This is a genomic window from Saccharibacillus kuerlensis DSM 22868 (genome assembly GCF_000378145.1).
Lineage (GTDB): Bacteria > Bacillota > Bacilli > Paenibacillales > Paenibacillaceae > Saccharibacillus > Saccharibacillus kuerlensis.
Window position 1 is genome coordinate 48,023 of sequence record NZ_KB899289.1, and the last position, 12,143, is coordinate 60,165.

Sequence of the window (12,143 nt, forward strand, 5' to 3'; positions counted from 1 at the left end):
TGACCGGGGGAGTTTTTCTAATTGGGACAATAATGTCCGGATACGCGTCCAAGCCTCAATGGAAATTGCGGAACAGGCCGACGACTTTACCGAGAATCGTAACATGAGTCAAACGAAGCGGCTCATACGTTGGATTTTCGGGTTGAAGGCGAATATGATCTTTTTCCTTGTAGAAAGTCTTAACTGTTGCTTCGTCTTCTTCGGTCATCGCTACAACGATGTCACCATTGTTGGCGGTTTGCTGTTGACGAACGACAACATAATCGCCGTTATTGATTCCTGCTTCGATCATACTGTCCCCAATAACGGAAAGCATGAACACCTGATCTTCACCGACCATCGTTTGCGGCAGCGGGAAGTAATCTTCAATATTTTCGGTAGCTGTAATTGGCACACCTGCCGTAACTTTGCCTACAACGGGCACGCGCCGGATGGTGGAATCGAACAAATTGCTGCTGTCGGATTCTTCCATGCCCAAAAGTTCGATTGCACGCGGTTTAGTCGGGTCACGGCGGATCAACCCTTTTTTCTCAAGACGATCCAGATGACCGTGAACGGTAGAACTGGAAGCCAGACCAACAGCCTCGCCAATCTCGCGAACGGACGGCGGATAACCTTTGGACTTGACCTCGGTGCGGATAAATTCCAATATAGCCTGTTGGCGTATGGAAATCTTCGACATATCGTATCAACCCCAATCCATAAGTCGTTTAGTTTTAGTGTAAAAGCATTCAAAGAGACAATAAATTAATATTGGATGCTATATGGGTCGATTATATCATAGAACTTCCGTTCGTACAAACGTAAGTTCTGAAGAGATGATAGTAAGCTGACAAAAAAATTATATATAGATTACTGACCAAACGTAAGAATTCGCCGCTGTTTAAAGAAGCAGAAAAATACGAACAAATTTTCCCGAACAAGCGTTCCAAAAACTCTTGCCATGAACGTATGTTCGTGCTATATTTATTCGCAGAAGGCAGAACAAACGTTTGGGAGAGTGTTGAACATGCCAAAATATACGACTTATAAGAGCATTTACGAGACGGCAGGAAATTATAACGAATCACATGAGAACAAGGGAACGCGCGGAGACAAGCTTTTTTCCAGCTCATCTTTTTTACATAGTATCGGAATGCCGAAGTATCGGTTTTCCAAAGCCGGCGCTGCAAGATTTCGTCTGCTGCTGTTCATTATGATTGGTTTGTTTGCGGGAACAGGAGTTGTTCATGCCCTGCAGAATAACGATCCTGTTACGGAAGTACGCAGTGTTATTGTTTCACCCGGTGATACGCTTTGGTCAATTGCAGAGAGCAACAAGCCAAAGGGAACGGATACACGAATTTTCATTTCAGGAATTAAGCAGAAAAATGGACTGAGCGGCAGCCATATTAATACCGGCGACGAGCTGCTTCTCCCGAATTTCTGACAGATACAGGAGAAGATTTTGTAAGAAAATAATAGATATATGGGATGTAATGAACGACTGGAGAGCTTGCAGGCAATCGCCTTGACAAGCTCTTTTTTTCATGTGAAAGTATAAGGAAGTATGTTTACAAGGAGGCAGCTATGGATATCGATATTTTGGTAGGCCGGATCAATGAACTGGCCCGTAAAAATAAAGCCGAAGGGTTGACCGAGGAAGAGGCTCAAGAACGGGCCAAGCTTCGCGAAATGTACCTTGGCAACGTGCGGCGCAATTTCCGCCAGGAGCTCGATATGATCAAATGGGTAGACGAAGAACCGGGTAGCGATTCGAAGCCGCATTAACGAATCCCGCATTTTCTGAGCAAGCGCTTTACCGAAACGGAAGGGCTCGCCGGTCCGCGGGAAGGGAGTGCCGCGTGCTGGCGAGTTTTTTTGATGGATTCATTTTATTTCAAGGGGGAAAAGGGATGTCCCGTTCATGGGAGAGACAGGTCCGTAAAAATCAACAAAAAGCAAACACGATCAGACAAAAAACAGGTCAGGATCGAATCGGTACAGGGGGAAGTCAGGCGTTCGATACGTTCAAAGGCAGAAACTACATGTTCCCGTCGTTTCTGTTGATTATCGCGATTTTCCTGACAATCATTACGATTGCGGCGCAGACTTCAGGCGTAGAAGAGGCGTCAAGCACTTCATATTGGTTCATCGTTGTGATGTACATCGTGTTGGCAGTCATCATGTTCCTGCGCCGTCCATTTTTGCGTGTAGGCAAAGACCGTCTTGCAACAATGCGCTTTAACCGTGAGCGAACATTGTTGGCTGGTGACATTGCCAAGTTCCGGATTGAAAAAGGTTATGTAACGGTAGAGACGAAAGGCAGAGGCGGCAATTGGATCTTTTCCCGTTTCTTGAAAATGTACAATACGGACGAGATCGCGGAACGAGTAACGGAATTTGCGGCTCAACACGAAATTCCTGTAGAAAAGAAATAAAAATATAGAAATAAAAGATTGAAATAAAGATTGAAATAAGAAATCGGAAAAAGCTTAGGCACGATTATAACGGTAAAGCGAGGGGACACGTATGACAGGAGAAAGTGCGGTAAAACATGAGGTTAAAGCGGTAATTTTCGACCTGGATGATACACTGCTCTGGGATGAACGAAGCGTAAAAGAATCGTTTGAAGCAGCTTCCGTGGAAGCTGCCCGGCGCACAGGTGTCGATGCAGCCGCCCTGGAGAAAGCGGTACGTGAACGCGCTCGTGAACTTTATGCAACGTACGAACCTTTTCCGTTTACTCAGATGATCGGGATTAATCCGTTCGAAGGACTATGGGCGCGCTTTGACAAAGGCGATCAACCTCAGTTCCGGCAGCTGCAGGAGATTGCTCCTGTTTACCGCAAGGAAGCATGGCGCCTCGGTTTGGAAGACTTAGGTGTCATTAATGAAGAACTTTCTTGGGAGCTGTCGGATCTGTTCGCTGCGGAGCGCCGCAAGCGTTCATACGTATACGACGAAACCTATCAGGTATTGGATGAGCTAAAGGGCCGTGTAAAGCTGCTCCTGCTGACAAACGGCTGCCCGTCTCTCCAACAGGAGAAGTTGGACGGGGTACCGGAATTAGTGCCTTATTTCGACCATATTGTAATTTCGGGAACATTCGGAAAGGGAAAACCGGATACGGCTATTTTCCGACATGCACTGGAACTGCTTGGTACATCTCCTGAGGAAACGCTGATGGTCGGCGACAAGCTGACTACCGATATTCGAGGTGCGCTTGATACCGGTATTCCTTCCGTTTGGATTAATCGGGTCGCTCATCCTCCTCAATCTGACATCGTGCCCGTTTATCAAATCGATTCCTTGCAAGACCTGCCTCAGTTGGCGGGAATTCGCAATTCCTGAGAAATCGGCGATACGGTTTTCCGTCCGCCCGCTGAGGCGGGCGGGCTTTTTTTCGCCTTCTTGACTGGTTAAGTATACGAAGAAGAACGATTATTCGTATCTCGATTCGGGTATTAAACTACCATTTAGAAAAAGGAGCGTGCAGCTGTGGAACTTTATTTTCTCGGCACCAATGCGGGACTGCCGACCACGCAGCGCAATGTAACGTCTGTCGCACTCCGAATGCTGGAAGAGCGGCGCTGCTCGTGGTTGTTTGACTGCGGCGAAGCGACACAGCATCAAATTTTGCATTCGCCGCTGAAGCTGAATAGACTGGAAAAAATTTTCATTACACATATGCATGGCGACCATGTTTTCGGACTGCCGGGATTGTTGTCCAGCCGCGCCTCGCAGGAAGGAACATCTCCGCTGACCGTATACGGACCTCAAGGATTGAAAGCTTTTCTGGAAGTAACGCTCAGTGCGACACAGAGCCGTATCGAATTTGGATTGGAAATTGTCGAACACTCCGGCGGCCTGATTTTTGAAGACAAGCAGATTAAAGTCGAAGCGGCTGCTCTGGAGCATCGGATTGAAAGTTACGGATACCGGATTACGGAGAAAGATCGTCCGGGAAGCTTGAATATGGAACTTCTGCAGGAATGGGGCGTGCGTCCGGGACCGGAATACGGTAAGCTTAAAGGTGGAGAGAGTATTACGGCGAATGGGCGTACCATCACGTCCGGTGAAGTGCTCGGACCGCCCAAGCGCGGTCGGATTGTTACGATTCTAGGCGATACTCGCCCTACCTCCGGTATTCATCCGCTTGCGGAAGGAGCAGATATGTTGGTGCACGAGTCGACATTCACTAGAGAATTCGCCGATCTGGCGCAAAAATATTATCACAGCACCGCCGAACAGGCAGCAAATGCAGCGAAGAAGGCAGGGGTGGGCGAGCTGATTCTTACGCATTTCAGCTCTCGTTATAAGGATTATGAACAGCTTCAGCCTTTGCTGGAAGAGGCCAGAGCCATATTTCCAAACACACAGCTGGCAGTCGAGCACCAATCGTATCCTATACGTTCTGCACAAGACAGAGAAAAGGAATGAAGTGAAATGACGTCAATCCACAATGCTTTATTGATCGATCTGGATGGAACGCTGTATCATGGAGATCGCATGGTTCCGGGCGCGGATCAACTGATCGCGGCGCTGAATGAACATGGAATTCCGTTTTTGTTTCTAACCAATAATTCGTCCGCTGCGCCGGAGGCGGTTGCTTTAAGATTAAATAAGATGGGCATTCCGGCAAAGAAGGAACAGGTCTGCACCTCTTCAATGGCTGCAGCCGCCTATATAGCGGCTCGCAAACCGGGCGCTTCGGTTGCAGTATTCGGCGAAGCTGGACTTAAGGGGGCAGTTGCCTCAGCGGGTCTTCACGAGTTTACCGATGAAAACGGTCAGCCAGATTATGTGCTTCAAGGCATCGACCGCGAGTTTTCCTATGAGAAATTGGCTCGTGCAGGACGCTGGATTTTAACAGGGGCAGAATTTGTGCTCACCAATCCGGATCTGCTGCTGCCTTCCGAAGGCGGATTAATGCCGGGAGCCGGTACGCTGGGAGCGGCAGTCGAGTCGATGACGGGAGTCAAACCTACAATTATCGGCAAACCGTCGCCAATTTTAATGAACTTTGCTTTTAACTTGCTTGGCGTGAGCGCTTCGCAGGTAACGATTATTGGCGATAACATGATGACTGATATCAAAGCAGGTGCGGAATCCGGCTGTCGTTCGCTCCTTCTGCTGACGGAAGAAGGCGTTACGACACCGCATAATTTAGAACGTCATCAACGATTGGCGGACATCGAGCCGGATCTGATCAAACGGGATTTGGAAGAGATTATGGAATGGGTATTAAACAGATAAAGAAAGATACGGAAAGGGACGATAAATATGCCTGAACTACCGGAAATCGAACATTATCGCAGACAGCTGGGCCAATGGATTCTCGATCGCCCAATTGAACGGGTACATTTGGCGAACAAAAAAGGCACTGATGTGTCGCCGGAAGAATTCTCGGAAGCACTGACAGGAAGAAGTCTTCTGTTTTTAGAACGTAGGGGCACTTTCTTGATTTTTCACCTAGATAATGGACACCGTCTTCTGATCGCATTGTCCAAAGATGGGGCTCTGTATTACGGAGAAGGTGAAGAGAAGCCGCCTTTTGCCGCACAGGCCGAAATTAATTTTGGAGAACGGACTTTATATGTTGCGGGTAAGGGAAGTGTACTTCGTTTGATGACAGTGCGCGGTCTTGACGAAGTGTTGAAAACAATCGGTCCCGATCCTTTGTCTCGTCAAGCGACACCGGAATATTTTATATCACAGCTCAAGAAGCGCCGCAGTGCGCTGCGAAACGCTCTAACCGGACAAAAGCTGCTGGCAGGCATTGGCCCGCGTTATGCGGACGAGATCGCTTTTACGGCCGGACTGCTGCCTTCCGCCAAAGCGCATGAACTGAATGGAGAAAGCGCCGCCAGACTTTATGAAGCGATGGAAAGTGTGCTGAATGCGGCAATCGACGCTGGAGGCTGCATTACGACTCCAATGAGTGCGGACGATACCGTAACAGGCGGTTATTTGGCCCAGTGCCGAGTTTATGAACGGGAAGGACAGCCCTGCACGGAAAATGGAGCCCTTGTCGAAAAGATGGATGTGTCCGGTAAGAAAGCTTATTACTGTCCGCAGTGCCAGCATGAACAGACAGCCGTATTCTCTTAAAAGAAGCGGCAGTTTGGGAAAGGAGTGAGAACGTGACTAACTCGGAAAACAAGTCAAAAATCCATTTGTACATGGATGACTGGCGTCCTTGCCCAAAAGGATTTGCGCTTGCACGTACAGGCGAGGAATGTTTGATGATGCTGAAAGAATGCGAAGTGGACATTTTGTCGCTGGACCATGAAATGGGACCTGGCGAGCTGAGCGGCAGTGAAGTGGCGGCGCTTATCGTAGCAAATGGTACGTTCCCGCGCGAAATTTATTTGCATACGTCGAGTGAATACGGACGGCGCAGCATGTATGAAACGCTGTATACAGCCAAGCCTGAGCATGTTGTTCTGCACCATGGCCCCATGCCGGAAGAGGTTTTGAGACGTGCAGCCGGAGAGTCGGCGCAATGAGGGAGACGACGGAAAAGGAGCTGTACGGCTGGATTAAGGCCAGCGAGCGCCGCGTCATCGTATTCGGACATACGCCTTTTTGCGGGACATGTAAGGCGGCTAGGCGGATGCTGGAAGTGATCGAAAGCATGCGACCGGAAATTGACGTGTACGCCCTGAATCTGAATTTCTCACCGCATTTTATTCAAAAATATCAAATTGGGAGCACGCCTTCGCTTAGTGTTTTCGAACCCGGTAGACAGGAACCGCGCACGGTATACGCCATGCAGTCGGTCCCTCATCTGCTGGATTTTATCGAAAATGATTAGGATAACGGAGCTATGTTCCGGCAAGAACGCAGCAAACAAGAAGGGGATGGATTGTGCCGAAAGGCAGCATATCGCAGCCCTGTGGAGGTTAACGTATTTTGAGTGAGCATGAAGAGGAAAAACAGGTAATCGTAAATGAAGTACAGGGGCAGGGAGAGAGTGTATTTGTCTGCACGGCAAACCGCGATTTCGCCGCCTACGCCCAAGAAGAGCTTCGCCGACTGTTTGGCTCTGTCAAAAGCAGTGTTCTGAGCGACCGTGAAGTTCTGCTGGTCAAGCTGAATACGACAGAGGAAGAAGCGGTACGTCAAATTGTGGACAGCCGTCCGATTTTTCTGCGCCATATTCAGCCTGTTCATTTTGAGCGCGAAGGCGAAAATGCAGGAGAACTGCTGGCTGAAGCCGCTTCGTTTGTATTAGGCAGCGGAAAGCTTGGTGCAGGTGTCAAAGTGGCGCTGCAGGTTCGGAAAAGTGCTGATGCCGACTCCGACAGTTCTTCGCAGCTGAAAGAATGGCTGGAGGAACTGCTCCGTTCGTCGGAAGCGGAATTTGTAGCGGCAGGGGCCGATTGGATCGTATCCATTTATCTGACCGGATCTGCTTTATATGCGGGCATTTCGCGTCCGGAGAATAACTTGTCCGACTGGAGTGGTGGTGCAGTCCGTTTCCGCCGCGAAGAAGGACAGCTCTCGCGTGCCAAATTCAAGCTGTTGGAAGCGGAGCGCGAATTCGGACTCGACTTTTCGGCTTATCGCAGCGCAGTAGATATCGGAGCGGCGCCTGGCGGATGGACATCGCTGCTGCTTGAACGCGGACTCAGAGTGACAGCAGTCGACCCGGCCAAACTGCATCCTTCGCTGCTTAAGCTGCCGAATCTGACTTATATACGCAAAAATGCGGGCGAGATCAAGTTCCGCGACAACGAGTTCGATCTGTTGGTCTGCGATATGAGCTGGAGCCCCAAGTTAATGGTACAGCTTGTAACAGGACTGCTGCATGCGCTGAGTCCGGGTGGTACGGCAATCATTACAATCAAGCTGATGCACAAAAAGCCGATGGCTTTGATCAAAGAAGTCATTGCTTCCTTCGAAGATTCTCGTTTGCAGGTGCAGCGTGCCAAGCAGTTGTTCCACAATCGCGAGGAAATTACGCTGTATATGATTAAATATTAAGAATAGGTCTTTACACTTAGCAAGCAATAGGTTTATAATGACTTCAAAATCATATGAACGACAAAAACGGGAAAGCATCCCTCATGACCAAGCCTTTAGGCCTGGTTCGCGAGGGGTGCTTTCTTTTTTTGTCCGGAAAGGGGTGAAATTCATGCCGTACCCGCCGAAGTTGGAGCGAGGAGCCATTATAGGAGAACGATACCGGGTGGAACGCGTACTCGGGAGCGGCGGAATGGGCCGGGTCTACCTGGCCTCTGATGCCAAGCTGCCGGGCAAATGGTGGGCTGTCAAAGAAACAATGGCCGATACGGCGGATTACGAACGAATCGAGAACGAGGCGCGAATGCTGACCCGTTTGCGACATCACAGTCTGCCGCAGGTTGTCGACTTTTTCGCACCGGACGCCGAAGGCCGAGTTTTCTTAGTCATGGAGTATATCGAAGGTTCAAATCTTGATGAATACGCCATGATGGCAGGAGGGCGACTGGATATTCCGTTCGTGCTGGAACTGACGCTGCGGATTTGCGAAGTATTGGAGTATTTGCATGCGCAGGATCCGCCGGTCGTTTTCCGCGATCTGAAGCCGGGCAACATCATGATTGGGGAAGGAGGGTCGATTCGCCTAATTGACTTTGGAATTGCACGCAGTGCAGGACCAGAGAAAAGTGCAGATACGGTTAAGCTTGGCACGATCGGCTTTGCCGCCCCTGAGCAGTACGAAGGACGAAGCGATCCGGCCAGCGACCAATATGCGCTTGGAGCGCTGCTGCTGTATCTTTGCACGGGTGGGAGATTCAGTGAATGGACATCGGAAGCGCAGCGGGCACTTCGTTCCGATATGCCGCCAGTATTGTTACCTGCAATTCGAAAGATGCTCAGTCACCGACGGGAAGATCGATATGGAAGTATCGAGGAAGTAAAGCGGCTGATTCGACCAAATGATTTCGGGGATGGGGAGCAGACAGCGGGCGGAGTCGGATCGGGCACTTCGACGATTGCGGTTTTGGGCAGTTTTCCCGGGTGTGGAGCGACCCACACTGCGATTGCGGCAGCGCATGCGTTAGCGAAAAATAGCGGACGTACTGCAGTAGTCGAGCTTGGGCGGACAGCAGGTGCATTTGGCCGGATCGCACTCGAATGGCAGGGAGAGCCGCTCAAGGGACAGCCCATGTTCAGTATTCGCGGAGTGGATTACTGGCCTTCGGCGGATCGAGAAAAGTTAGCGGATATTTTCGGGCGGGGTTACAGACATATCGTGCTGGATCTTGGGACCTGCAGCGACGCTAGGGACTTTGAAGAGTTTCTCCGTGCGGATATTCCGCTGATTGTCGGTTCAGCGAGCGAATGGAGAAGCGGAGAGTTGGTTGCTTTTGCTCATCGCGAAAGCCTGAGGGTGCGTCCTAAGTGGACATATGTTCTGCCTTTTGCCAACGACGAAGCGATTCGCGATATGCGCCGCAGACTCGGACATAAGCGTGTATATGCGATGCCTATGCTGTCAGATCCTTTTGGCAGTGATGCACGTGAATGTCTTGAGCCAATGATCGGCACACTTTATATGCGACAGGCACGGCGTCCGTTCTTGAAACTGGGCTTTCGCTAAAGGGTAGTCCTAGTCCGAACTGCCAAGCGGAAGTCCCACAAGCGAGTTAGAAACGAAGGGAGAACAATCATGTCAAGAATCAGATTTCGTCAGCGGCAGCGTCTGTTGGCAGCAGCTGCCGGAGCCGCTGCTGCGCTGCTGCTCTGTGCGGCGGCGGGCACTTTCTATATCCGCCATATCGAAAAGAGTTACGAAAAAGAGCGCAGCGGCTACGAGCAGCGTATTGCCGAAATGGACGCCGAACGTGTGCCGGTCTATACACTGACACGGGACATTCAGGCAGGGGAAAAAATCGGCGAAGACGATCTTGTCGAAGTGGAGGTCGTGAAGACAACCGTACCCGAACATATGCCGCCCAAAGAAGATTCAATCGGTCGTTATGCGAAGATCAATCTTGCCCGAAATACGCCGATAAGCGAATCGATGCTGTATGAAGGTGCGCCGACTCCGCGAGATTTACGGAATCAGGAGTTCCGGCTGATCGAGCTGCCGAGTCGACTCCAAGCCGGTGAGTTTGTCGACGTACGCGTTAAGTTCCCGACTGGAGAAGATTTTATTGTGCTGTCAAAAAAGCGTGCGGAAGACTTAGCTTCCGGCACGGTCTGGGTACAGATGGACGAACGGGAGATTCTGACGATGTCCTCTGCTATTGTCGATGCTTACCTAAATGACGCGTCGATATACGCCGTAACTTATGTCGAGCCGGGTCTCCAACAAGCGGCTGCAGTCACTTATCCGGCCAATGCCAGTGTGCTTGACCTGATCGAGAGCGATCCGAATATTGTCGAACGGGCTGTGACAGAATTGGAACGCCGCATGCGCGAGAAGCTTGAACGAGGACTGGAGCTTTTGACACCGGAAGACATTCAGAAGTATCTCAACAACAAGGCGAACATGACAACAATCAATCCGGGTACACAGGACAATGCGCTCATCTCGAACGAAACGGCAAATAGCGCGGAATCGCAAAATTCGTCGGTGCCGGAAGAAGAGCAGAGCTTCACGGACTCTTCAACTGTTGAAACAGGCGAATGAGGAGGACTTAAGTTGAAAAAAGCTGTTTTTATTGGAGATCGCGACAAAACAGATTTATTGTTCTATTTGGCCAAAACAATATCACAAGCGGGGAAAAAGGTACTGATCGTCGATGCGACGGCGCAAAAAAGCTACGAATTTGCTTATCCGGCTCTCGATGTTCCTGGTGAACCGCAGGAATATGACGGATTTGAAGTGTGGATTCCAGCCGGCAGTCTTAAGGCAGAACTGCAGACGGAATATGATCTTGTTCTCTATGATACGGACGATTCTTATCGACTTTCGGAGCTTCCTGAATCGGACTTTCGTTTCCTGATGTTAGGGTGCGAGCTGACATCGGTGCGGCGAGCGGCGCGGCTGCTGGATCACTTTTTTGCAGAACGACCGATCGCCGAACTTTGCGCATTTCGCAGAGTGTTGATCGAAGGAGCTCGGGAGCCGGGAGAATCCTACATAATGGAGCAGTTTGAACCGTTTCCTATCGATTGGAAAGAAGCATTTGTCTATTATCCCGATGAACGCGATCTGGCAGTCAAAATTGGCAATCAGTACGCCGGGCGTCTGAAAATGAAAGGTTTGTCTAAGGAAATAAAAAAAGCGGTGCATGGGATTGCCGCTGTCCTGTTGGAGACTGATGAACGGGAAGTGCGCAAGTTATGGAAAAAAGCCGAAAGGAGCAGATGAAATGGGACAAATCGCATTTTGGAGTGTAGGGCACGGAACGGGGGTTACTTCTTCCGCAGCAGCTATCGCTTCGCTGATCGGCTGTGAATACCGTATTCGAACGCTGGTATCGCAGCCCCAAGGAGAAGAAAACACGTTGGAACGCGGATTCGCTCGCTCAATCAATACATACAGCAGAGATCTGACGACCGATGCGGGAACAGGGCTTGATGCGCTGGTTCGTCTGGCGCGCAGCGGCAAACTTGAACGGGAAACAGTTAAAAACAACGCACTTTTGATCGAACGCGATCGACTGGATCTCCTCAGTGGGTCGGAGCGAATGAACCGACTGCAGTTCGAGAATGCTGGCGAATTAATCGGAAACATTTATGCACATGCTCGCAGTTATTATGACTGTATTCTGCTCGACATACGATCCGGTATCGACAGTCCGGCGTCCAGACAGGCTTTGGCGGATGCTGATTTGGTCGTCGTTTGTCTAAATCAGAACGCCGGTATGCTGGAGCGTTACTTTGATCGAAGTGCATGGCCGGAAGAGCTGCATGGCAAAAAACAGCTGGTACTGTTCTCCGGCTACGATGCAAGGTCCAAGTACAAAGCCGTCAATATTATGCGCAAATACGGACGCCGGGAACCGGCACTGACTGTACCTTACAATTCCGATTTTCGCGACGCGGTCAATGACGGTGATATCAAAGGATTTATTGCACGAAGCCGATCCCTCGATCGCAGGCACGACAACTATCCGTTTATTGCCGAAGTCAGACGGGCTGCTGAGAAACTGTTGGAGGAGATCGGCGTGAACACCAGATTGAAGCATGTAGATGCCGCGAAGGGAGCTTCGTAAAGC

15 protein-coding genes are annotated in these 12,143 nt (G+C 50.1%); 14 read left to right on the forward strand and 1 reads right to left on the reverse strand.

Annotated elements, in window-relative coordinates:
• Positions 1-55: 55 nt before the first annotated feature.
• Positions 56-682, reverse strand: coding sequence for a transcriptional repressor LexA (gene lexA, locus F456_RS0113810; RefSeq protein ID WP_018977636.1), 627 nt, complete (start codon positions 680-682; stop codon positions 56-58).
• 327 nt (positions 683-1,009) lie between these two features.
• Here lexA and F456_RS22590 point away from each other — a divergent pair, with 327 nt between their 5' ends.
• From F456_RS22590 to F456_RS0113880, 14 genes are all read left to right on the forward strand, one after another.
• Positions 1,010-1,429, forward strand: coding sequence for a LysM peptidoglycan-binding domain-containing protein (locus F456_RS22590; protein ID WP_018977637.1), 420 nt, complete (start codon positions 1,010-1,012; stop codon positions 1,427-1,429).
• Positions 1,430-1,569: 140 nt separating this feature from the next.
• Positions 1,570-1,770 carry a DUF896 domain-containing protein gene (locus F456_RS0113820; protein WP_018977638.1) on the forward strand — a complete coding sequence of 67 codons (201 nt, stop codon included), beginning with the start codon at positions 1,570-1,572 and terminating at the stop codon, positions 1,768-1,770.
• Between the two features lie 125 nt (positions 1,771-1,895).
• Complete coding sequence (locus tag F456_RS0113825) at positions 1,896-2,420, forward strand: hypothetical protein (protein ID WP_018977639.1); 525 nt, start codon at positions 1,896-1,898, stop codon at positions 2,418-2,420.
• Between the two features lie 91 nt (positions 2,421-2,511).
• The gene (locus tag F456_RS0113830) at positions 2,512-3,333 is read left to right on the forward strand and encodes an HAD family hydrolase (protein ID WP_018977640.1); all 822 of its coding nucleotides are present in this window, start codon (positions 2,512-2,514) and stop codon (positions 3,331-3,333) included.
• Between the two features lie 147 nt (positions 3,334-3,480).
• Complete coding sequence (gene rnz / locus F456_RS0113835) at positions 3,481-4,422, forward strand: ribonuclease Z (RefSeq protein WP_018977641.1); 942 nt, start codon at positions 3,481-3,483, stop codon at positions 4,420-4,422.
• A gap of 6 nt (positions 4,423-4,428) precedes the next feature.
• Complete coding sequence (locus tag F456_RS0113840; protein WP_018977642.1) at positions 4,429-5,238, forward strand: HAD-IIA family hydrolase; 810 nt, start codon at positions 4,429-4,431, stop codon at positions 5,236-5,238.
• Between the two features lie 27 nt (positions 5,239-5,265).
• A complete protein-coding gene (locus F456_RS0113845; protein WP_018977643.1) occupies positions 5,266-6,093 on the forward strand; it encodes an Fpg/Nei family DNA glycosylase in 828 nt (275 codons plus the stop codon).
• 32 nt (positions 6,094-6,125) lie between these two features.
• Positions 6,126-6,491 carry a cyclic-phosphate processing receiver domain-containing protein gene (locus F456_RS0113850; RefSeq protein WP_018977644.1) on the forward strand — a complete coding sequence of 122 codons (366 nt, stop codon included), beginning with the start codon at positions 6,126-6,128 and terminating at the stop codon, positions 6,489-6,491.
• Positions 6,488-6,799 (forward strand): thioredoxin family protein, encoded by a 312-nt coding sequence (locus F456_RS0113855; protein ID WP_018977645.1) that lies wholly within the window; start codon positions 6,488-6,490, stop codon positions 6,797-6,799. The genes F456_RS0113850 and F456_RS0113855 overlap by 4 nt, the downstream gene beginning before the upstream one ends.
• A 98-nt stretch (positions 6,800-6,897) precedes the next feature.
• A complete protein-coding gene (locus F456_RS0113860) occupies positions 6,898-7,971 on the forward strand; it encodes an SAM-dependent methyltransferase (protein ID WP_018977646.1) in 1,074 nt (357 codons plus the stop codon).
• Between the two features lie 151 nt (positions 7,972-8,122).
• The gene (locus F456_RS22595; protein WP_040925253.1) at positions 8,123-9,574 is read left to right on the forward strand and encodes a serine/threonine protein kinase; all 1,452 of its coding nucleotides are present in this window, start codon (positions 8,123-8,125) and stop codon (positions 9,572-9,574) included.
• A gap of 69 nt (positions 9,575-9,643) precedes the next feature.
• A complete protein-coding gene (locus F456_RS22600; protein ID WP_018977648.1) occupies positions 9,644-10,609 on the forward strand; it encodes an SAF domain-containing protein in 966 nt (321 codons plus the stop codon).
• 12 nt (positions 10,610-10,621) lie between these two features.
• Positions 10,622-11,293, forward strand: coding sequence for a hypothetical protein (locus F456_RS0113875; RefSeq protein WP_018977649.1), 672 nt, complete (start codon positions 10,622-10,624; stop codon positions 11,291-11,293).
• Between the two features lies 1 nt (position 11,294).
• Positions 11,295-12,140 carry a hypothetical protein gene (locus F456_RS0113880; RefSeq protein WP_018977650.1) on the forward strand — a complete coding sequence of 282 codons (846 nt, stop codon included), beginning with the start codon at positions 11,295-11,297 and terminating at the stop codon, positions 12,138-12,140.
• Positions 12,141-12,143: the final 3 nt, after the last annotated feature.

What these genes read in the sequence shown, in the direction of transcription:
- F456_RS0113880 (WP_018977650.1), top strand. Translation starts at nt 11,295, where the DNA reads ATGGGACAAATCGCATTTTGGAGTGTAGGGCACGGAACGGGGGTTACT.
- F456_RS0113845 (WP_018977643.1), top strand. Translation starts at nt 5,266, where the DNA reads ATGCCTGAACTACCGGAAATCGAACATTATCGCAGACAGCTGGGCCAA.
- F456_RS0113830 (WP_018977640.1), top strand. Translation starts at nt 2,512, where the DNA reads ATGACAGGAGAAAGTGCGGTAAAACATGAGGTTAAAGCGGTAATTTTC.
- F456_RS0113820 (WP_018977638.1), top strand. Translation starts at nt 1,570, where the DNA reads ATGGATATCGATATTTTGGTAGGCCGGATCAATGAACTGGCCCGTAAA.
- F456_RS22595 (WP_040925253.1), top strand. Translation starts at nt 8,123, where the DNA reads ATGCCGTACCCGCCGAAGTTGGAGCGAGGAGCCATTATAGGAGAACGA.
- F456_RS22590 (WP_018977637.1), top strand. Translation starts at nt 1,010, where the DNA reads ATGCCAAAATATACGACTTATAAGAGCATTTACGAGACGGCAGGAAAT.
- F456_RS0113840 (WP_018977642.1), top strand. Translation starts at nt 4,429, where the DNA reads ATGACGTCAATCCACAATGCTTTATTGATCGATCTGGATGGAACGCTG.
- lexA (WP_018977636.1), bottom strand. Translation starts at nt 682, where the DNA reads ATGTCGAAGATTTCCATACGCCAACAGGCTATATTGGAATTTATCCGC.
- F456_RS0113825 (WP_018977639.1), top strand. Translation starts at nt 1,896, where the DNA reads ATGTCCCGTTCATGGGAGAGACAGGTCCGTAAAAATCAACAAAAAGCA.
- F456_RS22600 (WP_018977648.1), top strand. Translation starts at nt 9,644, where the DNA reads ATGTCAAGAATCAGATTTCGTCAGCGGCAGCGTCTGTTGGCAGCAGCT.
- F456_RS0113855 (WP_018977645.1), top strand. Translation starts at nt 6,488, where the DNA reads ATGAGGGAGACGACGGAAAAGGAGCTGTACGGCTGGATTAAGGCCAGC.